Genomic DNA, 26,113 nt, shown 5'->3' with positions numbered 1-26,113 from the left:
CCTGTGGCGGCAACGCCGCCGTCAATTCGGACAGGGTTGCCCCGCCGCGCCCCACTGCGCCATGTCCTTGACGTGATCCTCGAAGGTCCCCGGCGGCGTGCTGCGGCCGGCGCCGGGCGCCCAGCCGCGCGGGATGAAGCCGCCGAGCGATGCATCGTGCCGCAGATGTTCGAGCAGACCGACGGCGTCGCGGCCGCCATTGCGCTTGGGATCCCTCAGTTGCGCGCAGATCTCGGCGCCGCTCTTGCCGAACCAGTCGAACTCAACCGGCGCGAGCTGCCAGTCGATGCCGGCGCGCAGCGGTGCCGGCGCCGGATCGTTCGGTAAAGTGGAGGTCATGTGACAGGTCGAGCAGGCGATCGTCTCTGCGCCGATCCGGCTCTTCATCGCCATGGATGTTCATGCCAAAGGCCGTTCGGTCGCTCGCCCCGGTCCATGAAAGGTTCACGGAGGGCTTTGCCACGCCGGATCTCGTTGCCGCCGCGCGCTTGCTGCAACGAATGCGGGACCGCGAGTAAGCTGTCCGACTATCCGTTCGAAAGCGCACACCTGGACGGGACACCGCCACCAGCATTCGCGGCTCGCGAATTCGCCCTTTCCGAACCTCGCATTGACCTCGCCGCCACGGCGGGGCACAGCGTGCAGCGGTGTTATCGAACGGTCGCAACGGCCGCGGTCGATACCGCTGTCGCAGTGTGTATTGTGCATCGCAGCAATATGCAAATCAGACCCTGCTAAAGGGGCAATGGCATTCGCGTTCGCTTCTCTGTAAAGGTGCGGCGGAATGGCTCGGGGCCGATGGTTCGTGCTCCGCAATACGCGGGAGGAAACATGCGTAGATTCATTTTGGCTGCGGCTTCGATCGCGGCGCTGACTGTTGCCGGACCGGCGTTCGCGCAGTCGCCGATCATTCTCAAATTCAGCCACGTGGTGGCGACCAATACGCCGAAGGGGCAGGCGGCCGAGAAGTTCAAGGAGCTCGCCGAGAAATACACCGCCGGCAAGGTGAAGGTCGAAGTCTACCCGAACTCGCAGCTCTACAAGGACAAGGAAGAGCTCGAGGCGCTGCAGCTCGGCGCGGTGCAGATGCTGGCGCCGTCGAACTCGAAGTTCGGGCCGATCGGGGTCAAGGAATTCGAGGTGTTCGACCTGCCCTACATCCTTCCGGACCTCAAGACGCTGCGCAAGGTCACCGACGGTCCACTCGGCGCCAAGCTGCTCAAGCTGCTCGATGCCAAGGGAATGACCGGTCTTGCCTATTGGGACAATGGCTTCAAGCAGATGAGCGCCAACAAGAAGCTGGTCGCGCCCGCCGACTACAAGGGCCTCAAGTTCCGCATCCAGTCGTCGAAGGTGCTGGAAGCCCAATTCCGATCGCTCGGCGCGATTCCGCAGGTGATGGCGTTCTCGGAAGTCTACCAGGCGCTGCAGACCGGCGTCGTCGACGGCCAGGAGAACACCTGGTCGAACATCTACACCCAGAAGATGCACGAGGTGCAGAAGTACATCACCGAGACCAACCACGGCTATATCGGCTACGTCGTGGTCGTGAATAAGAAGTTCTGGGATGGCCTGCCGGCCGATGTTCGCGAGCAGCTCGACAAGGCGATGAAGGAAGCCACCGCCTACGGCAACAGCCAGTCCGCCAAGGAAAACGAGGACGCACTCGCCGAGATCAAGAAGAGCGGCAAGAGCGAGATCGTCAAGCTGACGCCGGAGCAGGACGAGGCGATGCGCAAGGCGATGATGCCGGTCTACAAGGACGTCGCCTCTCGCGTCGGTCAGCCCTTGATCGACGAGTTCCTGAAGGAAACGGGCCGCAGCCCGATGAACTGAGCGGACGTCGGAAACCGCGATTGAGATGGCGGCGGTCGGAGCGGCCGCGGCGGAGGGCACGGCGCGGCGCATCCGTCCGGCCGTGAGGGGGAGCTTTGATGCTACTGCGTATTCTGGACCGGCTTGAAGAGATCCTGATCGCGACGTTGATGGCGGCGGCGACGCTGCTGATCTTCGTCGCGGTCATGCATCGCTACCTGATCGGTATCCCTTTCCTCTATCCGATCCTGTTTCCGATCAACCTGTCCTGGGCGCAGGAGCTCTGCATCTACATGTTCGTCTGGGTTGCCAAGTTCGGCGCCGCCTACGGCGTGCGCACCGGCATCCATGTCGGCGTCGACGTCGTGGTCAATCAGCTCAAATCGCCCTGGAAGAATGCGATCGTGCTGTTCGGGCTGCTCTGCGGCGCCTTCTTCACCGCAGTGATCGGCACCATGGGCGCCAAGTTCGTCTGGGGCCTGATGCACACCGACCAGGTCTCGCCCGATCTCGAGATCCCGAGCTGGCTCGTCTATCTCTGCATTCCGCTCGGCTCCTATCTGATGTGCTTCCGCTTCCTGCAGGTCGCCTACGCCTATGTCCGCACCGGCGAGCTGCCGCATCATGATCACGCTCATGTCGAGGGCGTCGATATCGAAGCGCCCGGCGCCGGCGCCGCGGAGGTGACGCGATGACCAGCCTCATCATCTTCGGCCTGCTGATCGCGCTGATGCTGACCGGCATGCCGATCTCGATCGCGCTCGGCCTCACCGTGCTCACCTTCATCTACACGATGACCAACGTGCCGACCGAGTCGGTGGCGCTGAAGCTGTTCACCGGCATCGACAATTTCGAGATCATGGCGATCCCGTTCTTCATCCTCGCCGGCAATTTCCTGACCCATGGCGGGGTGGCGAGACGAATGATCAACTTCGCCACTTCGATGGTCGGACACTGGTATGGCGGGCTCGGGCTCGCCGGCGTGATGGCCTGCGCGCTGTTCGCCGCGGTGTCGGGATCCTCGCCCGCGACAGTGATCGCGATCGGCTCGATCATGATGCCGGCGATGGTGAAGCAGGGCTTTCCCAGGCGTTTCGGCGCCGGCGTCATCACCACGTCGGGCGCGCTCGGCATCCTGATTCCACCGTCGATCGTGATGGTGATCTATTGCGTCGCCACCGGCGGCAGCATCGCGCTCGATCCCGCCGGTCACCGGGTGTCGTCGGCATCGGTCGGGCAGATGTTCATCGCCGGCGTGATCCCCGGATTGATGCTGGCGACCCTGCTCGGGCTGACCACCTTCTATCGCGCCTGGCGCAACGACTATCCGCGGCTGCCGAAGGCGAGCTGGAGCGAGCGGTTCACCGCATTCCGCAAATGCATGTGGGGCCTGCTGCTGATCCTGATCGTGCTCGGCGGCATCTACACCGGCATGTTCACCCCGACCGAGGCGGCCGCGGTCAGCGCGGTCTATGCCTTCGTCATCGCCGTGTTCGTCTATCGCGACATGTCGCTGAAGGATGTGCCGAAGGTGCTGCTCGGCTCCGCCAACATGAGCGCGATGATCCTCTACATCATCACCAATGCGGTGCTGTTCTCCTTCCTGATGGCGAACGAGAACATCCCGCAGCAGATCGCGACCTGGATCACCTCCGTCGGCGTCGACTGGATCATCTTCCTCCTGATCGTCAACGTGCTGCTGCTGATCGCCGGCAACGTGATGGAGGCGTCCTCGATCGTGCTGATCATGGCGCCGATCCTGTTCCCGGTGGCGGTCAAGCTCGGCATCCATCCGGTGCATCTCGGCATCCTGATGGTGGTGAACATGGAGGTCGGCATGTGCCATCCCCCGGTCGGCCTCAACCTCTATGTCGCATCGGGCATTGCCAAGATGGGCATCACCGAGCTGACGATCGCGGTGTGGCCGTGGTTGCTGACGATGCTGATCTTCCTCGGCGTCGTCACCTACGTGCCCGAAATCTCGCTGTGGCTGCCGCGAATGTTGGGAATGATTTAGGAGAGGTTTCTGGGCGTTAACCGGGAATTACATCTTGGTAACAGAGGCCTGTCTGTCCAATCGGTAAGTTGCAGGCAGGCGCGGGGCGCATCATCTTCGAGCAACCTTCAAAGGAGGTTCGCATGAAGAGAGTTCTGCTCGCCGGTGTCGCGGCGCTGACGCTCGCCGGCTCGACCGTGGTCTATGCCCAGCATCGCCCCTGGTTCCATGGTCCGATGCGGATGAGCCCCGAGGACCGCGCCGCCTTCCTCGACGCCCGCATCGCTGCGGTCCATGCCGGGCTGAAGCTGACCGCGGATCAGGAGAAGCTGTGGCCGCCAGTCGAGGCCGCGGTGCGCGATTTCGCCAAGCAGCGGATGGATCGCGCCAACGCGCGGATGGCCGCCGGGAAGGATGACGGCGACAAGGCGCAGAAGGTCGATGATCCGGTCGCCCGCCTGCGCGAACGCGCCGACGGCATGGCGGCGACGGCGGCGTCGCTGAAGAAGATCGCCGATGCCGCTGACCCGCTCTACAAGACGCTCGACGACAGCCAGAAGCGGCGGCTCTCGATGCTGACCCACCTGGAGGGCCGCGGTTTCGGCGCCGAGGGCTGGCGCCGACACCGTTTCGAGCGCGGATTCGACCGCTGGGAACGCGGCGGCCGCGGCTACGACCGCGATCGCTACGACCACGATCGCGATGGCGACCAGGAGCGCTCCGGACGGCTTTGAGCCTCGGCCGGAGCGGCTTCGCAAGTGACTGAAAGGCCGCCGGAATCCGGCGGCCTTTGGCGCGTTCGAAGAGTTGGTAAAAGTCAGGAAAAATCGTCCAGCTTGCTGGACATCGAGGAATCGCCCTGCTAAACGACGGCCCTCTTGCGAGGGCCACTTCCGGACAAGTTCCGGGCGCATAGCTCAGTTGGTAGAGCAGCTGACTCTTAATCAGCGGGTCCCAGGTTCGAGCCCTGGTGCGCCCACCAAGCTTTTCAATAGCTTAGGTTAGCCCTCGTAGCGGTCATTCCGACAAACAGCCGTGTCTATTCCGACAAACCGGCTGCTTTTGTTCGCTCCTCGCGCCGTTTCCGGGTCCCCGAGATCAGCTGCTTGCGTGTCCGTTTCGCATAGGTCGGCAATTGTCGCGCTGACCGGTGGCGGCCGGCTGCCCGCAATTCCGCGTCGGTGAGGTCACTGTCGGCACCCTCGGTGAAACCGCCGTGGCGGAAAGAGGTGAATGAAAGTTCGGATCGAATGCCGGCCGCGACGACGATGTCCTTTACGACGCGGCGCAGGTAGCGAAGATCCTGGCGCTCAGTGATCCACGGTAGCGGGGTAGGCGACTTGCGGTGCGCATGATCGCGCCTGAAAACCAGGCCCGAGACCGTGACCCGCTTGATGGCATCGAGCTCGGCCATCAGTTCGGGAAAGAGTGCTTCGCCCCGATCATCGAAGAGCGGCCACCAGGCTTCCTCGCCGTTCTTCGGATGCACGATCTTCACGCTATTGGGCCGCTCCTTGGGGCGGTAGTGCGAAATCTCAAAGGCGCCGAAGACATGCTCCTCGCGCTGCAACCACTCCCAGGTCACCAACGCGGCGGTCGCGATTGACGCGTAGCCAAGCCTCATCGCCGCCTTCCTGAATGCAACAAGATCATCCCAGGTCGCGGTCGGCGTCTCCCGCACGGGCATACCCGGCGATCGTGCCTTGAGTCCCATCCGCGAGAACGGGTTGATCGCCGGCACTAGCTTTTCCTGGGCGCGCTGACCGACGAACCAGGCGCGCCGGCAGGCGGTCATTGAAGCATTCGCGAAACGGCGGCGTTCGCGTTCGACAATCTTGCCGTCCGCGTCCTTCTCCTCCACCACGAGAAGCTTTGCATAGATCATATCGACAAAGCCTTTGGTGAACTGGGAGATCTGCTTCGACCCTGCGCGGGTGCCGTCCTTGAGCTTGTAATTGGCGAAGAGGGACAGGCCCTGTTCGTAGAGCCGCTGGGTCTTATGGTCGATCTCCTTCCACTTTTGATGGCTCTTGAACACGCCGACTAGCCAGTCGAACGACCCGGGAACGAGGCCGATCGGAACCAGGTCCGTCAGCCCGCGAGACCGCCAGCTGTCGAAAGCCGGCAGCAGAACGTACTCGGCGCGCTCAACGGCAGTACGATAATCCTCGCCGAGCGCCTCCGCCTTGACGTGACATCCTTGCGCGCGCGCCCATGTTGGAGGCTCGAAGAAGTAGGCCCATCGGCCGTTCCGCAGCGGCTTTCGCCTGCAATAGCGAGGCAATCTCAGAGCAGTCTTGGGAGGTTTCATACCAGCGCTGCCAGGTCGGATGTCGGCCGATTCTGCCTGACCGCACCGGCGCCCGCAACATGCTCATCGACGATGATTCTTGCCCAGATTGCTTCCCGTGATCGGCCGCTACCTCGACAGCTCGTAGGTGACGGTGCATCGCCTCGAGACACAGCAAGCACGAGTTCGCGCACACTTCTGAAGTCGAGATATGCAGCGAGCATATCAATCCGCATCTCCGCCGGCCATGCGCCGTTTTCCGGATAGCGCGGTGACAAGGCGTTGTATCGCGCAAAAGCGTAGCGCTGTCTGCTGACACCGCTCGGTTTGCTTGCAGGGCGATCGATTGCCATTCGAAGCAGCCAACATGATTGGCTCCGATCATTCAACGCCAGGCCGAAGAAATTTGCCGCATCCCGCGCCAGAGTCGGGATGTTTACGTCATTTCGGTACGAGAGGTGGCCGCTTGGTCAAGTCGATCATCTTCGCGTTATCGCATCCCTCGCTGTTGTAGATAAAGATTCGCAACGAGTTCCGGATTCCTGAAACTTGGTCATCGTTTTCTTCTGCATGGCGCGTGCGGCAGTTGCTGCACCGGGTTCTTGTCAACCGAGCCGCGTTGCGTCTCGGCCATCCGGCTGCGAGCCCTCGCGCAAGCGAAGACAGATATAATGTGTCGCTCGCCGGAGGCACTCGCCCGCGGGCCCCGCCGTCATTGCATGCCGGCGTCGCTATCACTGTCCCGCGTTCGGGTGCCTTGTTGACCGGTCTTGCGACTGCAGTCGCCTCGGTGCCCGCGGGCATTGCATGCCCGCGTCGCTATCACTGCCCAGTCGGCGGCTGCGTTCTTGATCTTGTCACCTGCGGCTTGATTTCAATTCTTCCGGGTTGCCAGCGTTCTCACCGTTGAGGGCTAATGGGCGCCGCCCCTCGCGCGCGCCAGGGTAAAGCGCCGGCTGAGCCGGCGCCGACCGAGCGGTCTCCCCGGTCTTCCGCGCTCTGCTCATTTGCCGGCCTTGGACAATGTTGGATGCGCTTGTGCAGACCCGCTTCTATCGAGCGGCCCTCATCGGGCGGGTGATCCCCCTCCACCCGGGTCGCCCTGGCACTTGCTATCCCCGGTCTCGCCGACGGGCAGGGGCGCAGGCGCGGAGTGCGCCCTGCACCCATGAAGCCAGGAAGGAGATCGATCATGTCGGCCAAGTCAATTGGAATACCCAGTGGAACGGAGGTTCGCATTCCGCTCAGCAAGCTCAAGAAGTCACCGAAGAATGCCCGCAAGACGCCGCACAGCGCGGCGGCGATCGAGGCCTTGGCGGCGAGCATCGCCGCCAAGGGCATCCTGCAGAATCTGGTCGTCGAGCCGGAGGTCGATGGCGAGGGGGCGGCGACGGGGTTCTTCTGCGTGACCATCGGCGAGGGCAGGCGGCTGGCCCAGCTCCTGCGGGTGCAGCGCAAGGAGATCAAAAAGAGCGAGGCGATCCGCTGCATCGTCGATACCGCGAACGATCCCCACGAGATCAGCCTGGACGAGAACGTCAGCCGAGAAAGCATGCATCCGGCCGACGAGTTCGAGGCGTTCCGGAAGCTCGCGGACGAGCGCGGGTTCGGCGCGGAGGAGATCGCGGCCCGCTTCGGCGTCACCGCGCATATGGTGCGGCAGCGCCTGCGGCTCGGGGCGGTTTCGCCCAAATTGATGCAGCTCTATCGGGACGGCGAGCTGACGCTTGAGCAGCTGATGGCGTTCGCCATCACGGACGATCATGCCCGGCAGGAAGCTCTCTATGAGCGCCTGCCGTTCGATCCGGATGCCTCGACCATCCGCCGTCTGCTCACCGAAAGCCATGTCGCGGCCACGGACCGCCGCGCCCGGTTCGTCGGGCTCGAGGCCTATACCGAGGCGGGCGGCACCATCCTGCGCGACCTCTTCACCGAGTATCGCGGCGGCTATCTGGAGGACGTCGCGCTGCTCGATCTTTTGGTGACGGCAAGGCTCGGCCGCGAGGCCGATAGCCTGCGGGCGGCCGAGGGATGGAAGTGGACGGAGGCCCATCTCGACTTCCCGCATGCCCACGGCATGCGCCGGGTCTATCCGCATCCGGTCGAGCTGTCGGCGGAGGATCAGGCCGCTCTCGAAGCCGCCCAAGCTGAGTTTGACCGGCTCACCGAGCAGCACCAGACCGCCGAGGAACTGCCTGACGACGTGGATGCGCGGTTCGGTGAGCTGGAGGCCGAGATCGAGCGGCTGGAGGCAAAAAGGCAGGCCTATGACGCGGCCGACGTCGCGCGCGGCGGCGCTTTCGTGGTCCTCAATCACGACGGCACGGTGCGGGTCGAGCGGGGCTTTGTTCGTCCCGAGGATGAGAAACCGGAAGCCGAAGTCGGGCCAGAAGGCGAAGCCGAGGGGCGGGATGAGGACGACCGAGACGGCGGGGACGGCGCGGCGGATGGCGAAGACGACAAGGGCGCGAGCGACGAGGAGGACGAGGACCAGAAGCTGTCCGACGCTCTCGTTCGTGACCTGACCGCGCACCGCACCTTGGGGCTGCGTCTCAATTTGAGCGAGCAGCCTGATGTTGCCATCTGGCGGTCACCCATGCGCTTGCCGCCCAAATCTTCTATCTCGGGGCTAATGCGCATGTGGTCGGCATCCAGCCGGTGAGGTGCGATCTGGCCGCGCACGGGATCGAGGATACGCCGGCCGGCAAAATGTGGTCGGACCGGCACGCCAATTGGGCACGGCAGATGCCCAGAGACGTCGGCGCATTGTGGGAGTTCGTGGCCGAGCTTGACCACGACAGCCGCATGGCGTTGTTCGCGCATTGCGTCGCACTCACGGTCAATGCGGTCAAATTGCCGTTTGACCGCAGGCCGCGGGCGCTGGCCGCGGGGCGCCGTCTGGCCGAGGCCGTGGCCCTCGACATGACCGCCTACTGGCGTCCGACGGTGCGGAGTTATCTCGGGCGCGTCACCAAGGCGAACATACTGGAGGCGGTCCGCGAAGCCGTCGGCGGGGAGGCAGCCGGGCGTCTGTCGGAGATGAAGAAGGTCGACATGGCGCAGGCTGCCGAACAGCTGTTGGCCTCAACCGGCTGGCTGCCGTCGCTGCTGCGGACGGCTATGCCGCAGGAGCAAGCCGGTGGCCAAACCGAGGCGCAGGGCAGCGAACCCCGAGCGGAAGCTGCGGAGTGAAACCAGCGCCGGGGGCCGCGCGCGGGGCCCCGGCGCGCTGCAAAATTGCGGCCGCGCACGAAATGGTGCGCGGCCGATTTCTGGATGGAAAGCGGCAGTTGCCTGCGCAAGTGTCCCTCCGATCCGGGGACGATTCGGCAGATCAACGGCTGCTTGCGGTCGCCAGGACGGTTGAATCGAGGCTCCTTCGATCCTGACCAGCGGGGCGTAGATCAGGGCGGGGAAGCTCGAATCTTGCTCTTAATCGCGCCCGTCGAGACGCGTTTCGGGACGGACAATTCCAGCGGTGCGATCAGTTCCGTGCATGCAAATGTGGGCGGGTTCGCTTGTGTTGATCCGGCTGCGTCGTCACTCCGATTGATGCGCGGAGATCGGCTTCTCTTCGACCGATCCCGCCGTCGTCTGATGCTGAACGTGCCGATGGTCGCCATGATGATCTCCGTCAATTCGGTCATCGGCTCGCGTCCAATGCAGCCACGATTGGGCTGATCAAGCCCGGGGACGGCAAGGGCCTCGATCGCCTTCCCGCAACGGCTCACGCCTGCTTTTTTCCCCTGCCGCGGAGCGGCGGCATTCCTCGCGGGAAGACAAAAAAGCAGGCTTGTCGCCGTCCTGCGCTGGCGCTGCGGGCCATACGGCTGCGGGCCGATCGCTCCCCGGGCAAGGGATCGCCATCGAGGCTGCGATGGACGCGGCCCGAGCAAAACAGACGGAGATCATCATGGCGACCATCGGCACGTTCACCGCTTCCGAAGCCGGCTACATCGGCTCGATCAAGACGCTGACGCTCAACATCAAGGCCAAGCTCGTCGCAGCCGAGAAGGACAACGACAAGGCTCCCGACTACCGCATCTTTGCGGGCGCGACCGAGTTCGGCGCCGCCTGGAAGAAGACCGCCCGCGACAGCGAGCGCGAATATCTCTCGGTCAAGCTCGACGATCCGGGCTTCGCGGCCCCGATCTACGCCTCGCTGGTCAAGGTCGAAGGCGAGGAAGGTTTCAGCCTGATCTGGTCGCGCCGCAACGGCGACTGATCGGCCGGAACCAGCGGCCCCGCCTCCTCGGAGGCGGGGCTCTTTTGCGTTTCTTGTGCCGCTTTTGGAGGAAAGCAGATGAGCATTTTCGCGCTCAGAAGAGAGGCGCACGGCCATGGATTCGCGGTGCAGCTACGGCGGTTCGGCGCGCTGGCTCGAGACGGAATCGAGCTTTTCGGGGCCGCTTTCGCCGAGCGCTTCGAGGGCTCAATTGTCGTTCATGCAACCGACTGACCGCATCGGAACGAGCCGATAGCAGGCACCAGCGCCACGCCCCGATCTGAAGGCGAGCCGCCGGCGAGACGAAATACTCTGCCGGGATCGCGAGAAACGTGAGGTCAGGAACACGTTGAATCGCTGTCCCTGCCTGGTTGTCGCAGCGTGTATCCGCTCTGCGGCAAGGCATGCCTCCTTCGTCCGAAGAGGACGATTCCCTGCTTGAGGCGCTACGACCTACGGCAGCCGCCCCGCCCTCCGAAACCCTCGCGCGCTTCTTTTTTCCCCGCCGGCAAGCCGGCTCCTCGCGGCCGCTTCGCTGCAAAAAAGGAGCGGCTCGGGTGCGCCGCTGCGCTTCGCCCAAGCGGTTCGGATGCAGGCCGGCCGCCATGACGGTCTGGCCATCGCAGTATCGCCCCTGCGGCCACGAAGGAGACAGACCATGACCGCGATCGGATTCGTTACCCGCACAATTCACGGCGGCTTCAGGGGCCAGCTCAAATTGCTGCCCGTCTGCGCCGACATCGACATCGTTTCGAACCGCGAAAAGTCAGGCGATATCTCGCCAGACTTCCGCATCTTCACCCAAGGGGTCGAGGTCGGATCCGGTCGGATTTTACATGGCGAGAGCCGCGGAACGGACTATGTCAGCCTGTCACTCGCAGCACCCAGCCTGGGTGGCCGTAGGCTCTGCGCCAACCTTGGTCGAACGGTTGGCCTCGGCGGTGACGGTGGCTTCTTCCTGGTCTGGAATCCTGTCGACTAGGCAAAAATGTCGGGCTCCCGCGCATGGCGCGGGCGCCCTTTCTTGTCTCTGGAATACCAGGTTTTGGATATGACTGACGAGCGCAGCAGAGCCCTGGACTGCGTTCACATGGCGAAGCGTGCGTAGCCAAGCAGCCCTGCAAAACGCGACGTTTCGATCGAAAAGTTCGCTCGCCCGGAGCGCGATTTGGCGTCGAGCCTGCAGGTTGCTCGACCGTACTTCTACTCATTCCGAGGTGGAAGATCGCTCCATCGCCATCGGAATTTGAGCCAATCCTTGGACAGCGGAGAGCCTGGAATGGATAGCTTGGACACGTGCCGAGTGGCCGTTTTTTGCGCGGGCCTCGTGTATCAGCAGATGCGGTTGCGGCAGGATGAGGAAGGGTTAGCGAGCAGCAACGAGCGGGGGGAGTGAGTGCAAGATAAAAGCACTGCCGCCGAAGGGCGACTAAGTGATTGTCTGCACATCCAAGAGTTGGAGATAGCGCTGGGCGCGATGTCGCTACAAATTGCTAAACGCTTTGTCTCCCTGAAGAATAACGTCTGCATCGGATCGCGGTAGATTCTAAGCGTTGCGAGCGCATTGGAGGGAGCGGCGAGATCTTGCCGAGGAATTTTGTGCTGCTCGGAGGCGTCGGCGCCGGAACAAAGCAGACTATGGTTTCCTATCGGATGCGTTGATGTCCGGAAACCCAAGCAAACCTGCTCCGCCCATCGTCGAACCGCTCGTTTGGCCGAGAGAACTCGCACGGCGTCATGTCGCACGATGGCGCGCCAGTATGAATCTCCCGAGCCTCCGACACGGTGGGGCATGCATCGCCGAGGCCATGGCGGAAGCCCACGCTATCGACCGATCGTGGTCATATCGTTGGTGCAGAGACCATACCCCGTGTCACCGAGGCGGAACTTTAATAAATGCTGTGGCGCCTTGACCACGGGAGTACCTGCACGGTTTATCCGAACCGAGGGCCTTGCAGTTGTTTGAAGGAGAGAACTCGGCCGGCTCCCGTTCCTTGCCCCAGAGCTTGCCGCCCGCGCGCCGTGGATTGCCCTTGAAGTGAGCATTGCGTTGGTAAAAGTATCGGTCGATAGCCGCTTTAGCCTCGCAATCGATCCAGAGTTGCTGTTGTGAATGATGGCCCGAGCCATGCCGCTGAAGACCGACTCGATCACATTGAGAAACGGCGCGCGGGCGGGGAGCGGTGCCGTGTCAATCTGTGGGCCTTTGCTCCCAATAGTAGCGTTATGAGCATCGATATGTTCGAATAGCCTTTTAGATACGTGCCAGGAGGCGGCATCCTAAGAAGATACAGCTTGGTGCGATCGCGGTATTCGGCAACGAGAATCTCTAGCATGCGGATCATCTCTTCGGTGTTCTTCTTCAGGCTGTAGAAATGGGTGACCTGGTTGGATGACAACTCGATGGCAGCGGTGACGATGATCGAGCCCTTCGATTGCTGCCATTGTGCTACAAAATGTTGCTCGCCGGGACCGATCAGCATGCGTCCAGGTTGTGCCTTGACCGCAGAAGGTCCGAATTCGTCGATCGAGAAGAAGGCTTCACCGGCCTTGAGGTCGGTGAGAATGCAACGGATTCGTTGGAGTTTCTGCGAGAAGTCGGGATCGTTGGAGGTTAGAACGATCCGTGCCTTGCGCCAGCGGTAGCCGGCACCTTTCACGATCGCGCGGATTACAGCTTCGCAGGCTGGCTGCCGTTTCTCGTGCATCGCCCGCACCAGATCAGCTATTTTCCAGGTTGTACGGTTGATGCCGAAATTGGCTGGCGGCTGGTGCAGGATGCTGAACAAGGCCTCTTTGATCTGCTCGCTGTCGAACTTGCGATGGGGGTTAATGCGATGGGCGAACAGGCGTTCGGCTCCGCTCTCCTCGAACAGACGAACCGAACGGGCGTAGCTTGATCGGCTCTGCTTGAGAATGCGGCAAGCCAAGCTTGTGCGCAGCCCACTTCGTGACGCGACTATTGCGGGTGCGCGGCGCCGCTCAACTGGGCGGCCATTTTCGAGCCTATCGAGTAGGATATTGAGGTCGGGATGACCTTCAAGAGAAGCCGGCAGATCTCGTTCACTTTGAGGATTGTGCAACTGCCTGCCTGGGTCGGCAGGGCGTCTCAATTGGTTATGGCGCGCCAAGATCGCTGTGATGGTTGATGCCGCCGGCACTCCGGCGCAACCCACTGATCGCAGATGGAAAGCTATTTTTCGCCCGCCCTAGGTTGGGTAGTCGGCGCGCACGGCTAGAACGGCCGGGACAGCGATGTGGCGTGTGGTGTGGCCGACGTGACTGGCTCTCAAGGCCTCTCGCGCCGGCTATTCGATCTCGTTCCAGCGTTCGATAGCCCGTCTGCCGGCTGATATTGAAGCGCCGACAGAGGCTCTGAATGTTGGCATTCGGGGCGAGCGTCAGTCGTATGAATTCGCTACGCGTCTCAAGAACCGTATTCGACTTCCAAGGCATGTCTTGGGCCTCTCTGTTCAGAACCACGGTCACGTGGGTGTGTACGCCACGGACGAACCCGGCTCGCGACCGTCTTGGTCTTGCGCTGCTGCCGGGCCCGCCACCGCTGTTCCGGCTGCCGCCGCTGCTCTCCAACGAGCAGTAGGACGGTCGCAAATACGACGACCGTAGCTGCTGTAGCGGCGGCCACATCGGCGGTGGCGTGCAGGGCAGGCCGCTGCAGCGCTCTCTGGCGATCGCTTCGACTGGCGCTGTGCATCTAACCATGTGGCCGGTGATATACTGGGTACCATCGCCGCTCTCAGGCGCTGGCACAAAGCGACTTCATCCCCCGGGGCTGTGGCTCGGCTTCCGCCATTTCTCGGGCATTCGGTCTATGACTTAATCCGACCGATGCTTAATGACCTCGTGCAGGAGAGCTACGGAACGCTCAAGCCGTTCTAACAGCGAACCCAAATCCGCCACGCTAATCCCCTCCAGCCTCAGATTTTCGACTGAAAATGCCTGGGCAATGAGTTGGTCTATTGGCTCGGCTTTACACGTGAGATCCGCGACGCCGCTAAGGGTACATCGAATGTATCCGTCCGGCGTAATCGTGGTCGCAAGCGCGAGATTGGCCATGATCGCCGCCTCAGCGATTGCCGCAGGAAATTCCACATTGCAAAGAATGCTTCCCGTTGTGCGGACGCGGTAGCCCGCGCGGTAAGACGTGGGGCCCAAGGGCCCCACCTCGCCGGACTCCCAAAACGCTTCCATGGTATCAGTGGTTGGACACTCGTCACGGTGGATCGCAATATCGCAGGTGGACAAGTTTCTATCCCTCGGAACGTACATTTCGACAACGCTATCTATGTAGACGATAGTCAACATTTGCGGCCAAAAATGGGACTCAAAGTCCGTGGATCGATAGTCTGCTGCGACGTTCTTTGGGCCGATGACGGCCGGGAAGAACGATTTAGGAATAATTGGGGTGGTGGCCGACAACGTCAGGGCGCTTAGGAAGGCGGCTGAGCTCTCGCAGGAGGAGTTAGCCCATGAGGCGGGGCTGGATCGGACCTACATTAGCCAGGTCGAACGCCGCCAAAGAAACGTAACAATCGTGGTCCTGGCGAAAATCGCAAAAGCTCTGAACGTGACGCCGGATAAGCTACTATTGGTGTCCTCATCTCGGAGGAAGGGCCCCTGAGCGTGGTGGCGGGAATTGTGGCTCCACTGATCATGCGACCTGACTAGAGCGATCAATGTCTCGGACGGCCGCCTCCCGCCGATAATGGGGATTTTCCGCGCCATCGCAACTATTCCTGCTGCCTGCAGTTTCGCAGTCACCTGACGATTGCTGCGCCGTTTGTTTATTGCGGAAGTTGGTGGGGGACCCCGTGATCGCTTCCGCATTTGCTCGTCAGCCTCACGACCTGAAGGTCCTAGGTTCATATCCCGGCCCATGAGGCTTTGCGCGAGATCGTTGAGAAAATCGTCATCCACCGGTCTCCGGGTCTTTGATAAAGCTCTGCCGGTTCCAGACGATGCGGCCTGCCGACCAGGCCAATGCGCTGCCTTGCGGGTCGGCATCGACGAACAGCACGCGTTGTCCGGCCTTGGCATAAGCGGCTGCTAGGTTGATAGCGATGGTGGTCTTGCCGACTCCGTCTTTCTGATTAAAGAACTCCAATAATCATTGCACCTCGCCTTTACGATTCATCGCAATTGCGATTGCACGTTCGATAGAAATGACAACGAGTCTGCCGAAGTGCTACCGGTCCTGTGTGCTCTATACGTCGCACAATCGCATTTGCGATTTTGCAGAAGCGGTTAGCGGCGGGGAGATGTCAGCGATAGATTTCAGTTGTCGAATAGCAGGAGCCTGGAATGAGATTTCTGGGTGGTGCGGCCGTCCAGTCTGAGCTTTCAAGGCTCGTGGCGATCTCGCAAACGGTGCGTATAGCTGTTGCCTTCTGGGGGCAACCTGCGCCGGAAATGTTGGGGCTGCTCCGGGCCAGTTGCTCGCTAGAAGTCATCTGCAACCTCAAAATGGGCGGCAGTAACCCGGAAGCTATCAAAGCGCTTCTGGAGGCGGGGATCAACGTGCTGCAGTCGGATCATCTGCACGGAAAAGTCTACCTATTCGACAACGAAGCGATTCTAGGTTCGTCGAATGCATCAGCAAACGGACTGTCATTTCAGGATGGTGAGGTCAGGGGATGGCACGAGGCGAACGTTCTCATTGAGAGCGAGCCATTTTGGATGAATTATCCATCTGGATCGATGACCTTCCCAAGCGAGAGATCAAGCCTGCCGATTTGGAAGCGGCGGAGGAAGCCTGGTCACGTCGACGGCGCATTGGTGCGATCGGCAAACCAGGTTCTAAAGCCACATTATTCGACGATCTTCGCGCCCAACCCTCCACGTTCGAAGGACGACGAACCTTCATCTGCGTGTATTCGGAAGGATTGTCGGAGGGAGGGGAGAAGGCGCTCGAATTCTACCGGAACCTTTCGGGCCTGGGTGATCAGTTGAGTGCGTTCGAGTGGGACAAAGTGCCTGACTTCGCAGATCTCATCTGCTTTTTGCGTGATGAAGAAGGGCGGTTTCACCACGACGGCTTGTTTCACATGCCGGAAATTCGCCAGGAGGTTAGGAAGTTCAGGACGAAGATTCAAATTTGTCAAACCATCAGGGCAACGGCAGGCTATCCTGAGTCTCGATTGGGATCGGCGGCTAAGTGGGCGCCGGCCCTCAAGTCGCTCTTGGAGGACTCTGACGACCCAACCGGAGACGTGCTGGAACTCGGCGCCTTTGCTGGGCGATACTTGCTCTGACGAGCCACAGAATGCGCTGCTGGGAACACCGGAAAGCTACCAGGAAGTCTCAACATCATAGCCACTAGCTTGCCGGCCGCCTTCGAGCGTCGCAGTGCGGCTCAGCAATTCCAGCTGCAATCCATTGGCTTTGACCCACTGCTTGAGAGCTTCGGCACTCTCAGTATCGCGCAGGTCAACACCATCAGGCATCGAGATGCGGAGCGCACGGTGTCCCTTTTTGGGCCGCCTCGTGAACCACCTTCCGGACCTTGTCAGTACGCATCACCGGACCAGGTTGAGCAGGTCAGGATAAAGGTGACGGGCGGCGCCAAGAAGGCTGCGCTCGCGCGTGAGTTCAACGTCAGTCGCGAGACTGTGCATCGCTACCTGCGAGCCACCGCTGCTACCAACGCATTATCCATGAAACAAGAAGAGGAGGAAACCGCACGACCGCCATCATGCTTACGCGCATCGAAGAACGCCACAACGTGAAGCGCTTCTACAAGCTAGACGTTCAGCCAACGCTGTTCGATGAATGGTCGTTGGTACGCGAGTGGGACCGTATCGGCCGCGCCGGCAGTTCGGGTCGAAACCCATCGGACGCGCGGCGATGCCGACATTGCGCTGGCCTTGAACTGGACAAGGAAGCTCAAGCGCGGCTATCGCTAGTCGTAAAATCGCATTTGCGATCCTGCGATTGCGCGTGCTTTCGGTGCTCGATCTGTACCTATCCGCCATCGCGAAACGCTAAAGTCGGCCCATCTGCACAAGCTGCAGATAGAACTTCCCAAGATCGGTAAGTAAAACAAAACCGGACTGCTCGGCGCTCCAATACAGATCGGTACCAACCTTTGGCTTTACCAAGCCTGCTATTTGGTACTGCTTCAGGGTCTTGAAGATCGCCACGTTCTCAGGCTTTGCGGTCTTGCCGTTTGTTTCCTCAAATGTCGGATCGAGCTGAAACTCGTGGTCCGCTGTCGGAAAATAGGTGGCGAGCCCGTGTAGCGTCTTGTCGTCGACCTTGGGATCACAAAGTCGTACGGGCTCAAGATGTGCAGCATGAGATTTGTACGGCGGGCGCTGATCCCAAGCTCCTAATGCCGCCTCTGCGTAAGCGTAAATCGACGCGGCGGAGACGCGGCCGCGAACATCTGCGGCGCCACCGCGCAGCGCTCCTAGGACCAAGTTCGTGAAAACGCCGTGCCCGTCGACTTCCATGGACGGCTCATCAGAGCGGGAAGCAGCAAGAATCGTTACTCCCTCGCGTAGCAGCGCTTTTTCCATTCCGCCGTTCTGGAACGGGTTGAGGTTGCCGGTTGAGCCACTGAAACAGCAATCAATGATAAGCAGAACGGTGCTGGCGCTGGACTGGTTCGCGAGGTTGACGAGGTCATCCATCGCGAGCCCGGGATCGCCGGTCGTTCCCTCTTGCGTAACGAGGTAAGCCCCCGTCGACGTTATCGCGCCGTGCCCCGAAAAATAGAACAGAACGTCGCCTTTGAAGCCAGCAAAGAGATCGTCCCACGCTGTCCTCAGGGTCGCCCGGGTCACAGGTTTCGTGCCCGGGCTTAAAAGCAGGCGTGTGTCGAAGTTCCTGGACCGGTTGGCATGAAAGCTGATGAGCTCATCCATCGCCTTGGCGTCCGCAATGCAGGCGCCGAGTGACGGCACGTGGTCATACTGATTGATCCCAACCAGCAGGGCGCGCTTGCTCACAGGGTATCCAGGAAGGCTTTGATGTTGGCCCAGGTCCAGCCAACGACCGAAATGCCGGTGAGTTCGGCTGGCACGGAAGTGGGTCGATCATCAGTGGTGGTATAGATGCCGCGCACGCTCACCCCCTCCTCCTTGGAGGTTTTGATCTCCCACAGCTGCCCCGCAGCGTTCTTGGTGTTCTTGCTGACTAAGGCGATGGTGCCGTCGCAGCTTTTAATTCGCGAACGGCATTTTGTTTTCCATTGTTCGTCCCAAGGCTCCTTTACGGACATATCAACGAACTCAAATGGGCTTTTCTCGTTTTTAGCCTGGCCTACCAGGTAGTCGCGCGCCCACTTGTCCTCGACCGCAAACGCGATGAAAATTCTATTCTTGCTTGCCATGTCAAAATTCTCCATCGCAGTGATTGTGGAAGAAATCGGACGAAACGTCAAATTGTAAGGGGAATCCTTGTGGAAACCCGGACGGCGCCGCCTTTCACCATTCGCAATTGCGGTCTTAGGCGGTGGGCTGATACAGCCTTGGAAACCAGCGATCGACGACGGCGGTCGGAAATCCAAGCTTTACTGGGGAGCGCGTCGTCGGTGAAACCAGGTAGCCCTTATCAACGAGCGCGTTGAGCACCGTGCGCGCCTGGCGCTCCTCATAGCCGGTGAGGCTTGGCGCGCTGCCGCGCGTATACTCGCCGGCCATGACCGCTTCGCGCAGCAGCGGCCATGCGCCCTTCGGCAGCCGTTTTGCGCGGGTTTCCTCCTCGGTCCAGATCTCCATTCGCCTCAGGAGTTCTTCCGGCTCTAAAAGCCCGGCCATGAAGTCGACCTGGTCGACGCAGGTGGTCAGGAAGAATTTGCAGAAATCGATCAGCCCGGCCATCGTGAGGTTGCCTCGACCATCGAGGTCACCGCGGCGCGGTTCGTCAGCAGCCTGCAGGTAGGCTTTGTAGTCGGCAACTCGCCGCGCAAGTCCGCGAGAGACAGCCCAAAGCTCCGAGCCAACATCCAACTCACGCAAGAGGGCGTGCGAGAACAGGCGCGTCACGCGGCCATTGCCGTCAAGAAACGGGTGTATCCAGGCTAGCCGATGATGTGAGCCGGCGACACCGATGATCTTGCGCAGCTTCGAAAGGTGCGGGGATGAATATCCTTCGGCGAAGCGTTTCAGAAACGCTGGAAGGTCCGCCGGATCGGGCGGAATATGTCTTCCCACCCGCACGTGCTCCTTCCGAAGCTCACCCGGAACGATTTTGATCTGCTCTTTGGTCGTGGGGTGCTCGACGACCAGCAACCCTTCGGGTAGGCGCTCGCAAAAGTTTTTGTGCGTCCAGGTAATGAATTCAACGGACAGCGCGGGCGAGGGGGCGTCGCCGCGATCGATCATCTGCTGAACTTCAATATGAGCGCGCGCCTCCAATTGCAGGTTGCGGCGCTCCGGCTCCTTAGCGAGGTCATTGTGCAGCGCCCGATCGATATCGATAGGCAGCGTGTTGTGGCCTTCGATGAGGTTCGAGTAGTAACAATTCATCGAGCGCACGAGGTCGCCGACCGACGCCCGCATAACCGGGTGCAGACGCCCCGCTAGCGTGTTGGATTTGGCAACCAGGTCGGTGGCCAAATCCTCAAGTTCCTGCCGATCTTCCGGCAGGAGGGGCTCCATAGCTGATACATTCATTTTTGCCGCTTTCCTTGCCGCTAGAATATATAGCAATAACAATAGCTATATGAAGAATTCGCCGCCGGTTTTGCCGCTTTTATTGCCGCTTCAAGCAGCAGTAATCGATCGGGAACCCAACGGGCGAGTTCCAAAGTACAGCTGCTGATTGTGGACAATTGGAGCGGGGAGGCACGCAGGGGTTGCGCCCAGAGCGTTGTTCTGTAAATGTTCCTGTCGGGCGAGGAGCCGAAAATGCCAGTCAAAGTCTTTATTTCACACAAGAAGGAAGATGCCGAGCAGGCAAAGCTTATCTCGGCGCACCTCGTTGCCAATGGCCTTACCGTCTATTTGGACGTTATCGATGCGCAACTCGGCAAAAGTGGCCCCGATCTAGCCGACTATATTCGCGGCCAGATGGAAAAATGCACCCAGCTGCTTGCGGTGATTAGCGCGCAAACCCAGGCTTCATGGTGGGTGCCCTGGGAGATTGGCGTCGCTACCGAGAAGGAGCGCTTCCTTGCTTCGTTTGTTTCCGGCAACGCTACCGTGCCCGATTATTTGGCGAAGTGGCCTTATCTGCGAACGAAGGCAGACTTGGACATCTATGTCCGCGAGTCAAAACGGGCTGAGTTGCTTGTCGAAGATCGGGTTCAAAAGGGCTACCGCACCACCGCGCGGGGGCAAGGTTTCCGATCGTTTCATACCTCGATGAAGGCTTCTCTCGGACAGCCTTAGCCATTAACCCAAACCAGAACACCAGGAGAAGCCGGTCGTGGCCGACAAGAAAGTTGTTTTCATTGCATTTGCGATCGAGGACGAGACGCAGCGCGATTTCCTGAAGGGCCAATCCCTTCATCCTCGCGCCCCTTACGAATTCGTCGACATGTCTGTGAAGGAAGCTTACGACAGCGGCTGGAAGGAAAAAGTGCGGACACGCATTCGCCGGTCGGACGGCGTCATTGTTCTGGTGAGCAAGAATTCCACCACGTCCTCCGGCCAGAAATGGGAAATTGCTTGCGCCAAGGAAGAGCGCAAGAAACTGCGCGGCATTTGGGCCTACAGCAATGACCGCACCGAGATCCAGGGCGTCACGACCTATACCTGGAGTGATGCCAACATCAGCAATTTCATCGATTCGTTGTAATCAAACATGCGCAAAGCTCTGATCGTCGGCATTGACTACTACCATGACCTCAAACCGTTGAGCGGCTGCGTTACCGATGCGGATGCTGTGGCTGGTGTCCTTGGCCGAAACGCTGATGGTACAACGAATTTTACAACGCCCAAGGTGCTGACCGCCACCAGCGTCAGTAATATTGTCACGCGTCGCGCGCTGCGCGATTCTATCGAGGCCCTCTTCAAGGATGATTCCGAGATTGCGCTCCTCTATTTCGCCGGCCACGGCTATGTAGATGCGACAGGCGGCTTTCTATGCGCAAGTGACTGCCGTGATGGCGATGACGGTTTGGCTCTAACCGAAGTCATGGCGTTTGCGAAAGAATCTAAAGCCAAGAACAAGATCATTATCCTCGACAGCTGCCACGGAGGCATCGCCGGCAATAAGGCCGCCAAGGGAGGTCTGGCCGAGATCAGTGACGGAATGACCCTTCTGACCGCCTCGACCGCAGACCAATATTCCTTTGAGGGTGGCAATGGGGCGCCAGGCGTATTCACCAACCTCCTCGTGGACGCTCTCAACGGCGCTGCGGCTAATCTGGTCGGTGATGTGACGCCGGGCAGCGTCTATGCCCATATTGATCAATCCCTTGGTCCCTGGGGTGGGCAGCGCCCCGTGTTCAAGACCAACGTCAAGTCGTTCGTATCGTTGCGCAAGGCCGCTCCGCCGATAGCGCTTCAGGAACTCCTGCAGTTGGCCACGTTGTTTCCCGAACCGGGCTTCAACTTCGCACTCGACCCGTCGTATGAGCCGGAACGCTCGCAGGAACAGCTAAACGACCCTAGCATCCCGCCGCCCGACCCCGCCAAGAACGCCATCTTCAAAGTGCTGCAGAATTTTGTGAAGGTGAATTTAGTTCGTCCGGTCGGCGCCCCTCACATGTGGCACGCAGCGATATATAGCAAATCGTGTGAGCTCACAGTCTTGGGCGAGCATTACCGGCGATTGGTGGCGGACAAACTGATCTAACGCGAGGTGAGAATGTCCAAAGCGCAGCACAGCGAATCCTTCGCTTCCCTGCTAGAGGAGCTTGCCGCACTTGAGCATCAGCGTTGGTCGCATTGGCAAAAGTACGTTCACGAGAAAGCCCAGCGGCAGCCTGATGGCTCACTCGTATTGCCGGCAGACCTCGTCGCACGCTGGGAGCGGCAATTTAGAACTGTGTACGCGGACTTGACCGAAGATGAAAAGAACAGCGACCGCGAGCAGGTGCAGAACTATCTTCCCATTCTTGAGCGTTGGTTGAGTCAAGTCTGCAGCGAAAGCGAAGATGATGTCTGAGTCGTTCAAAACGTTCCGTGATCCGCTACTTTCTCTGTATCAGTCGGCAGTCACGGACGTTGCAAAGCGAATTGACGGCGCGAACGGGATCCGCGCGATGGGCCGGGCGGGGCTGGAACGCTCTATGCTGAGCATCCTTCCGGATGTCGCGGCCGACATTGCGCAGCGGGAATACGATAATTCAGCCGGAATGACCACGCCGTCATCTCGCTCGTCCGCCACTCCGCGAGAATTGACGAAAACTGGCGCAGTTCAAGTTTGCGCAGAATGGGCATGGCGCTATTTGAAAGCCCAAGCCTCACACGATGTGCAGGCCATCGCGCAGGTGAAAAGTGAGTTTTCCAAGGGGACCTGCGATCCCGCCTGGTTCACATGCCTGCAAGAATACGACAGCTATTTTGAAAACGGGAAGCGCAAAGCAATACCATACATACGCGCTGCCAGCGTCGGGCCGAAGACCATCGAGATCAAAGCTGATGCCCGCGTCGCCCTGATGGGTGATTGGGGCACCGGGGCGCAGCCTGCAATCGAGATACTGCAACGCATTGCGGAAGAAAAGCCCGACGTGGTGATCCATCTCGGGGATATTTATTATTCCGGGACGGCCGCGGAGTGCGCGACCAACTTCCTTGAGCCGGTGAACACAATATTGCGCAAGGAGAAGCCGCTGCCCGTGTACTCACTGTCGGGCAACCACGACATGTATTGTGGAGGCGAAGGCTACTATGGCCTGATCAGCAATCTCAATCCCGCACCCATGACGCAACCGGCGAGCTTCTTCTGCCTGCGGTCAGCTGATGAGAAATGGCAGATTCTTGCGATGGATACGGGATTGCACGATGACAACCCGATGACGGTTACCGGCGCCGTCACTTACCTTGAAGACGACGAACTGGCCTGGCACTGCGACCGCATCAGAGAGTTCACCGGGCGAACAATTCTGCTCTCTCACCATCAATTGTTTTCAGCATTTTCGCCGATCGGCGCCGCGGATTCCGCCGGTAAGCGGTCGGCCGTGAATCCGTCGCTGCATAAAGCGTTTCAGAGAATGACCGGGACAAAGCAGGTCGCAGCTTGGTTCTGGGGACATGAGCATACCCTCAGTATTTATGCGCCTTTCGCTGGATTGGAGCGCGGCCGCTGTCTCGGTCACGGCGCCGTGCCCGTCTCGGTCATCGACGAGATCTACAAGCCGCTTGTGGATCTCGGCGAAACGCCAGCCACGATTGATCAATCAAAGCTGGCAACGCGGGGAGGGGTCTATAATCACGGTTATGCCATTTTAAGTTTTGATGCAGATTCATGTAACGCCGAATACTATCAGGCGACGGCGAAAGGCCGTGCACTGATGTATCGTGAAACCATCAGCTAAGTCTCTGGTCGCGAAAATGCCCTGGTAAGAGTGGGGAGGGTCCAAGAAGCGATGCCGGCTGTGAAATGGTTCACATGCCTTTCCGCAACAGTGCGTCATCTTCGTCCGCGCTTCTAACTGAACAAGTGATCAGATAGGTAAAACTCAAGGCGCCTTGTACGCATTTTAGGGGAGTGCATCCAGTATGTCGGATGACCATGTGCCGAAGCCCTCCCGCTTACGGCGATTATCCGATGACACTCCTTGGCTGCAAAAACGGCTGTCCTTGCTGGACACATGGCTAACATCGAAAGAAATCGAGCCGTTCGATGCCACGGTGATGGCTGAATGGCTGAGACGGCAGTCCAAGACGTTTACGCTCGGTAATGAGCCATCCAATCCACCCCTGCCAACGATGGCCGACATGACGGACCTCTGGGTTGAGCCAGGAATGGCGGAGATATTAAAGTCTCAAGCTGATGGCCCGTGGGAAGTTTACTTCGCTCAAGCCCAAGGTGCGAAAAGTTTTCACTCATCCGGAGCTAGCCTCGAAGATCTCCATAGGAGCGCGGCCGACATGAGCGATGAAATAGAATCCAGGGAAGTGGGGGCAGCAAACCCGCAGCACCAAACCTATCGGTATGATGTGGCAATATCATGCGCCGGTGCCGACCGCTCATTCGTCCAGAAAGTCGTCCAAATACTTCAACGCTCCGGCATTCGGACGTACTACGACGACAATGAAAGCAATCACGTTGATATGCTTGGCCGCGATCTGTCTGCCGAAATCGTCAAAATCTATGAAAGCGAGGCTGCAAGCTGCGTTGTCTTTCTCTCACAGGCTTATGCTGCCGGGAGGTGGACTCAGGCAGAGCTGCGCGCTGTTATGAAGAGAGCGACTGCATCGCCAGGCTATGTCAAACCAATAAGACTCGACGATACTGATTTCCAAGATATACCGAAGAGCCTTGTTTTCCTGGATGCGAGGCCCGGGAGGCCGCTGTCAGACCCGACTTACCTGGCCGAAATTCTCCTGCGAGCTTTGCGCAAGCAGAGCGGAGCGAACAATATCGTGGGCCTTGCCGGCTCAGAGGCAGACATTGAGCAGATCCATCAATATTTTGAAACCGTCCTGCCCAGCATGCTTCGCCGTTACAAAGAGAAAGCGGCAGCCATCTCCGCAACGCTGCAGTATTCGATAACGGCTCCGATGAACGAAGATTGGCTTGTTACCCTTGGGCCTCCAGACCCGAATGTCACGAAATTGAACCTATTGGAGAACTCAGATGTTCGTGTTTCGCCCAGGCACATGCGGATCCAGATCACAGCGCGGGAGATGATCAAGATGCTGACGAAGGGCTTCGACGCTCGTGAGGCATTAATAGCCGGCAATGTTCAGCTAACCGGCGATACTTCCTTGTTAAAGGAGATCGGGGCTTTTTTTCAGAACCCACAATGATTCCAGTCGCGAATATCGGGTTCGCTTATATCGCATTGCTGTATTTGCAGATGCACGATGCCACGATGATACGATTGCACAACGTATTTGCGTAAGGCAGCCGCAATCGTCAGGTCACCTTTGTCACGCCGAGGCGCATCGATAGTTCGTCGTGCGCTGCCTGTCCTTCTCCCGTGTCTTAGCGCCACGTAGCCGGCAATGGTCAGGTGAATAAGCCCGCAGCGCGTGCCGGCAAGGGCATCCACCCGTATCCAACGCGCGAAGAGCGCGCCGGAGCTTCGTGCGAAGCCTCCATGTGCCTGCGCGCTCAGCTCTGCAGGCCGTGAATTCTCCCGACCGGCCGCGATGGCGCAGCCGATAACCAACGGGAGGACCCCAAATGCTCAACAACACGAACACCGCCAATCCGCGACCTTAACCAGTGCCGTCCTGCCGGCGCGCTTGTCGAGCACCGGAAAACATGGCATCGATCCATGTTTCCGATACGCTGTTGCGGCGGTACGACAACCAGCGGGATATTGCCTTGCGTGCAATTGGTGCCCACGGGCGGCCATCGCAACTCGGCTAATCGGATACACGCCCTGTCGGGATCGTCGCTGTCGTTGACGTGGCATGGAACGGGGCGGCGGGCACAGGTCGCGAACCGACGGCGACGTCCAGCGCCGCTAGTGCGACGGCCGGCGCCACCATGAAGCCGGATCCTCGGCTGCCCAGAGCATCGGCCCCGCCCGGGATCCTTTCGACGGCGCGGCCGAACCACTCATCGAGAAGCATCCGGGCAATCTCGCAGACACAATATCGCCTTGGCACAAAAGGAATTAGCCGCCATAGTACGGTTGAGTGTACAGGTCCACGCAACCCCGGCAACCGCCGCAACTCCGTTGGCGATCGCGAAGAAT

The 26,113-nt window shown here is 59.9% G+C and carries 25 protein-coding genes, 1 tRNA gene and 1 pseudogene; 19 read left to right on the top strand and 8 right to left on the bottom strand.

Features of this window, described 5'->3' with window-relative positions:
* Nucleotides 1–21: 21 nt before the first annotated feature.
* Complete coding sequence (locus tag J6500_RS09590) at nt 22–393, bottom strand: hypothetical protein (protein ID WP_225712443.1); 372 nt, start codon at nt 391–393, stop codon at nt 22–24.
* Nucleotides 394–831: 438 nt separating this feature from the next.
* On the opposite strand from J6500_RS09590, the gene J6500_RS09585 reads away from it, so the two are divergent.
* The 5 genes from J6500_RS09585 to J6500_RS09565 all read left to right on the top strand — a co-directional run bounded on the left by J6500_RS09585 (nt 832) and on the right by J6500_RS09565 (nt 4,793).
* Nucleotides 832–1,836, top strand: a complete 1,005-nt coding sequence (locus tag J6500_RS09585) for a TRAP transporter substrate-binding protein (RefSeq protein WP_225712442.1) — start codon at nt 832–834, stop codon at nt 1,834–1,836.
* Nucleotides 1,837–1,934: 98 nt separating this feature from the next.
* Entirely contained in the window at nt 1,935–2,510 is a 576-nt protein-coding gene (locus J6500_RS09580; RefSeq protein WP_225712441.1) for a TRAP transporter small permease, read from the top strand.
* The gene (locus tag J6500_RS09575; RefSeq protein WP_225712440.1) at nt 2,507–3,832 is read left to right on the top strand and encodes a TRAP transporter large permease; all 1,326 of its coding nucleotides are present in this window, start codon (nt 2,507–2,509) and stop codon (nt 3,830–3,832) included. Before J6500_RS09580 ends, J6500_RS09575 begins: the two co-directional genes overlap by 4 nt.
* A 122-nt stretch (nt 3,833–3,954) precedes the next feature.
* Entirely contained in the window at nt 3,955–4,545 is a 591-nt protein-coding gene (locus tag J6500_RS09570; protein ID WP_225712439.1) for a Spy/CpxP family protein refolding chaperone, read from the top strand.
* Nucleotides 4,546–4,717: 172 nt separating this feature from the next.
* Nucleotides 4,718–4,793, top strand: a tRNA-Lys gene (locus J6500_RS09565).
* Nucleotides 4,794–4,850: 57 nt separating this feature from the next.
* Here J6500_RS09565 and J6500_RS09560 read toward each other — a convergent pair.
* Nucleotides 4,851–6,122 carry a site-specific integrase gene (locus tag J6500_RS09560; protein ID WP_225712438.1) on the bottom strand — a complete coding sequence of 424 codons (1,272 nt, stop codon included), beginning with the start codon at nt 6,120–6,122 and terminating at the stop codon, nt 4,851–4,853.
* Between the two features lie 1,171 nt (nt 6,123–7,293).
* On the opposite strand from J6500_RS09560, the pseudogene J6500_RS09555 reads away from it, so the two are divergent.
* From J6500_RS09555 to J6500_RS09540, 4 genes and pseudogenes are all read left to right on the top strand, one after another.
* Nucleotides 7,294–9,293, top strand: a pseudogene (locus J6500_RS09555) (ParB/RepB/Spo0J family partition protein).
* Between the two features lie 721 nt (nt 9,294–10,014).
* Complete coding sequence (locus J6500_RS09550) at nt 10,015–10,326, top strand: DUF736 domain-containing protein (protein WP_225712630.1); 312 nt, start codon at nt 10,015–10,017, stop codon at nt 10,324–10,326.
* A 78-nt stretch (nt 10,327–10,404) separates the two neighbouring features.
* Entirely contained in the window at nt 10,405–10,560 is a 156-nt protein-coding gene (locus J6500_RS09545) for a hypothetical protein (RefSeq protein WP_225712437.1), read from the top strand.
* A gap of 424 nt (nt 10,561–10,984) precedes the next feature.
* The gene (locus J6500_RS09540; RefSeq protein WP_225712436.1) at nt 10,985–11,308 is read left to right on the top strand and encodes a DUF736 domain-containing protein; all 324 of its coding nucleotides are present in this window, start codon (nt 10,985–10,987) and stop codon (nt 11,306–11,308) included.
* Nucleotides 11,309–12,476: 1,168 nt separating this feature from the next.
* Here J6500_RS09540 and J6500_RS09535 read toward each other — a convergent pair.
* Nucleotides 12,477–13,487 (bottom strand): hypothetical protein, encoded by a 1,011-nt coding sequence (locus J6500_RS09535; protein WP_225712435.1) that lies wholly within the window; start codon nt 13,485–13,487, stop codon nt 12,477–12,479.
* Nucleotides 13,488–14,163: 676 nt separating this feature from the next.
* A complete protein-coding gene (locus tag J6500_RS09525; protein ID WP_225712433.1) occupies nt 14,164–14,592 on the bottom strand; it encodes a hypothetical protein in 429 nt (142 codons plus the stop codon).
* Nucleotides 14,593–14,716: 124 nt separating this feature from the next.
* On the opposite strand from J6500_RS09525, the gene J6500_RS09520 reads away from it, so the two are divergent.
* Nucleotides 14,717–14,968: a helix-turn-helix domain-containing protein gene (locus J6500_RS09520; RefSeq protein WP_225712432.1), complete on the top strand. Its 252-nt coding sequence runs from the start codon at nt 14,717–14,719 to the stop codon at nt 14,966–14,968.
* Between the two features lie 288 nt (nt 14,969–15,256).
* Here the strand turns inward: J6500_RS09520 and J6500_RS09515 are convergent, their stop codons facing one another.
* A complete protein-coding gene (locus tag J6500_RS09515; protein ID WP_376707785.1) occupies nt 15,257–15,451 on the bottom strand; it encodes a nucleotide-binding protein in 195 nt (64 codons plus the stop codon).
* 568 nt (nt 15,452–16,019) lie between these two features.
* Between J6500_RS09515 and J6500_RS09505 the strand changes: the two genes are divergently transcribed.
* The 3 genes from J6500_RS09505 (at nt 16,020) to J6500_RS09495 (ending at nt 17,380) form a co-directional block, all read left to right on the top strand.
* Nucleotides 16,020–16,598: a hypothetical protein gene (locus tag J6500_RS09505; protein ID WP_225712640.1), complete on the top strand. Its 579-nt coding sequence runs from the start codon at nt 16,020–16,022 to the stop codon at nt 16,596–16,598.
* A gap of 69 nt (nt 16,599–16,667) precedes the next feature.
* Nucleotides 16,668–17,072, top strand: a complete 405-nt coding sequence (locus tag J6500_RS09500; RefSeq protein ID WP_225712431.1) for a helix-turn-helix domain-containing protein — start codon at nt 16,668–16,670, stop codon at nt 17,070–17,072.
* Nucleotides 17,039–17,380: a WGR domain-containing protein gene (locus J6500_RS09495; protein WP_225712430.1), complete on the top strand. Its 342-nt coding sequence runs from the start codon at nt 17,039–17,041 to the stop codon at nt 17,378–17,380. The genes J6500_RS09500 and J6500_RS09495 overlap by 34 nt, the downstream gene beginning before the upstream one ends.
* On the opposite strand, the gene J6500_RS09490 is transcribed toward J6500_RS09495, so the two are convergent.
* The 3 genes from J6500_RS09490 to J6500_RS09480 form a co-directional block, all read right to left on the bottom strand.
* On the bottom strand, nt 17,328–18,296 hold the full coding sequence (locus J6500_RS09490; protein WP_225712429.1) for a caspase family protein: 969 nt from the start codon (nt 18,294–18,296) through the stop codon (nt 17,328–17,330). The genes J6500_RS09495 and J6500_RS09490 overlap by 53 nt on opposite strands.
* Entirely contained in the window at nt 18,293–18,679 is a 387-nt protein-coding gene (locus J6500_RS09485) for a TIR domain-containing protein (protein WP_225712428.1), read from the bottom strand. The genes J6500_RS09490 and J6500_RS09485 overlap by 4 nt, the downstream gene beginning before the upstream one ends.
* A gap of 115 nt (nt 18,680–18,794) precedes the next feature.
* The gene (locus J6500_RS09480) at nt 18,795–19,964 is read right to left on the bottom strand and encodes a Fic family protein (RefSeq protein WP_225712427.1); all 1,170 of its coding nucleotides are present in this window, start codon (nt 19,962–19,964) and stop codon (nt 18,795–18,797) included.
* Nucleotides 19,965–20,198: 234 nt separating this feature from the next.
* On the opposite strand from J6500_RS09480, the gene J6500_RS09475 reads away from it, so the two are divergent.
* The 6 genes from J6500_RS09475 to J6500_RS09450 all read left to right on the top strand — a co-directional run bounded on the left by J6500_RS09475 (nt 20,199) and on the right by J6500_RS09450 (nt 25,214).
* Nucleotides 20,199–20,681: a toll/interleukin-1 receptor domain-containing protein gene (locus J6500_RS09475; RefSeq protein ID WP_225712426.1), complete on the top strand. Its 483-nt coding sequence runs from the start codon at nt 20,199–20,201 to the stop codon at nt 20,679–20,681.
* A gap of 37 nt (nt 20,682–20,718) precedes the next feature.
* Nucleotides 20,719–21,090 carry a TIR domain-containing protein gene (locus J6500_RS09470; protein WP_225712425.1) on the top strand — a complete coding sequence of 124 codons (372 nt, stop codon included), beginning with the start codon at nt 20,719–20,721 and terminating at the stop codon, nt 21,088–21,090.
* Between the two features lie 6 nt (nt 21,091–21,096).
* Nucleotides 21,097–22,092, top strand: a complete 996-nt coding sequence (locus J6500_RS09465; RefSeq protein WP_225712424.1) for a caspase family protein — start codon at nt 21,097–21,099, stop codon at nt 22,090–22,092.
* A 12-nt stretch (nt 22,093–22,104) separates the two neighbouring features.
* Nucleotides 22,105–22,404 carry a hypothetical protein gene (locus J6500_RS09460; protein ID WP_225712423.1) on the top strand — a complete coding sequence of 100 codons (300 nt, stop codon included), beginning with the start codon at nt 22,105–22,107 and terminating at the stop codon, nt 22,402–22,404.
* Nucleotides 22,394–23,776, top strand: a complete 1,383-nt coding sequence (locus J6500_RS09455; protein WP_225712422.1) for a metallophosphoesterase family protein — start codon at nt 22,394–22,396, stop codon at nt 23,774–23,776. The genes J6500_RS09460 and J6500_RS09455 overlap by 11 nt, the downstream gene beginning before the upstream one ends.
* A 184-nt stretch (nt 23,777–23,960) precedes the next feature.
* Nucleotides 23,961–25,214 carry a toll/interleukin-1 receptor domain-containing protein gene (locus J6500_RS09450; RefSeq protein WP_225712421.1) on the top strand — a complete coding sequence of 418 codons (1,254 nt, stop codon included), beginning with the start codon at nt 23,961–23,963 and terminating at the stop codon, nt 25,212–25,214.
* Nucleotides 25,215–26,113: the final 899 nt, after the last annotated feature.

Origin of the sequence: Bradyrhizobium semiaridum, from assembly GCF_020329505.1 — a bacterium.
Taxonomy (GTDB): Bacteria; Pseudomonadota; Alphaproteobacteria; order Rhizobiales; family Xanthobacteraceae; genus Bradyrhizobium; species Bradyrhizobium semiaridum.
This window is presented reverse-complemented; position numbering and strand designations above follow the sequence as displayed.

Excerpts from the sequence above, each read along its gene's own strand:
- J6500_RS09590 (WP_225712443.1), bottom strand. The coding sequence starts at position 393 with ATGGCGATGAAGAGCCGGATCGGCGCAGAGACGATCGCCTGCTCGACC.
- J6500_RS09585 (WP_225712442.1), top strand. The coding sequence starts at position 832 with ATGCGTAGATTCATTTTGGCTGCGGCTTCGATCGCGGCGCTGACTGTT.
- J6500_RS09580 (WP_225712441.1), top strand. The coding sequence starts at position 1,935 with ATGCTACTGCGTATTCTGGACCGGCTTGAAGAGATCCTGATCGCGACG.
- J6500_RS09575 (WP_225712440.1), top strand. The coding sequence starts at position 2,507 with ATGACCAGCCTCATCATCTTCGGCCTGCTGATCGCGCTGATGCTGACC.
- J6500_RS09570 (WP_225712439.1), top strand. The coding sequence starts at position 3,955 with ATGAAGAGAGTTCTGCTCGCCGGTGTCGCGGCGCTGACGCTCGCCGGC.
- J6500_RS09560 (WP_225712438.1), bottom strand. The coding sequence starts at position 6,122 with ATGAAACCTCCCAAGACTGCTCTGAGATTGCCTCGCTATTGCAGGCGA.
- J6500_RS09550 (WP_225712630.1), top strand. The coding sequence starts at position 10,015 with ATGGCGACCATCGGCACGTTCACCGCTTCCGAAGCCGGCTACATCGGC.
- J6500_RS09545 (WP_225712437.1), top strand. The coding sequence starts at position 10,405 with ATGAGCATTTTCGCGCTCAGAAGAGAGGCGCACGGCCATGGATTCGCG.
- J6500_RS09540 (WP_225712436.1), top strand. The coding sequence starts at position 10,985 with ATGACCGCGATCGGATTCGTTACCCGCACAATTCACGGCGGCTTCAGG.
- J6500_RS09520 (WP_225712432.1), top strand. The coding sequence starts at position 14,717 with ATGACGGCCGGGAAGAACGATTTAGGAATAATTGGGGTGGTGGCCGAC.
- J6500_RS09495 (WP_225712430.1), top strand. The coding sequence starts at position 17,039 with ATGCTTACGCGCATCGAAGAACGCCACAACGTGAAGCGCTTCTACAAG.
- J6500_RS09485 (WP_225712428.1), bottom strand. The coding sequence starts at position 18,679 with ATGGCAAGCAAGAATAGAATTTTCATCGCGTTTGCGGTCGAGGACAAG.
- J6500_RS09480 (WP_225712427.1), bottom strand. The coding sequence starts at position 19,964 with ATGAATGTATCAGCTATGGAGCCCCTCCTGCCGGAAGATCGGCAGGAA.
- J6500_RS09475 (WP_225712426.1), top strand. The coding sequence starts at position 20,199 with ATGCCAGTCAAAGTCTTTATTTCACACAAGAAGGAAGATGCCGAGCAG.
- J6500_RS09465 (WP_225712424.1), top strand. The coding sequence starts at position 21,097 with ATGCGCAAAGCTCTGATCGTCGGCATTGACTACTACCATGACCTCAAA.
- J6500_RS09460 (WP_225712423.1), top strand. The coding sequence starts at position 22,105 with ATGTCCAAAGCGCAGCACAGCGAATCCTTCGCTTCCCTGCTAGAGGAG.
- J6500_RS09455 (WP_225712422.1), top strand. The coding sequence starts at position 22,394 with ATGATGTCTGAGTCGTTCAAAACGTTCCGTGATCCGCTACTTTCTCTG.
- J6500_RS09450 (WP_225712421.1), top strand. The coding sequence starts at position 23,961 with ATGTCGGATGACCATGTGCCGAAGCCCTCCCGCTTACGGCGATTATCC.